Genomic DNA, 266 nt, shown 5'->3' on the forward strand with positions numbered 1-266 from the left:
TATCGGCAGGCGCGAAAGCCCTGACACTGGTGACCGCCCACGCCGGCCACGGTGCTGGCAAACCTGACTGGACGGTGGTGTCCGACTGCAAGGAGGCCGCCCAGGCTTACACCGCAACAGCGCCTGCGACCGCGCCTGGCCAGATTCGTTTCTGCGGTCTGGGAGAGCCGGTGTTTGCCGGCGGGGGATTTCGTGCCGGCACCGTGCACGTGTGCGACACGAAGCAGGCACAGAGCCTGTATCAGGTAGTGCTGGCGCCCAGCGGG

General features: G+C 67.3%; 1 protein-coding gene. It reads left to right on the plus strand.

Annotated elements, in window-relative coordinates; all coding sequences use genetic code 11:
• Positions 1 to 266, plus strand: a 266-nt coding sequence (locus AC0L3U_RS39505; RefSeq protein ID WP_473365135.1) for a hypothetical protein, incomplete at both ends; no start/stop codon positions are given.

The sequence above is a fragment of the Bradyrhizobium sp. Kon69 genome (assembly GCF_055807515.1).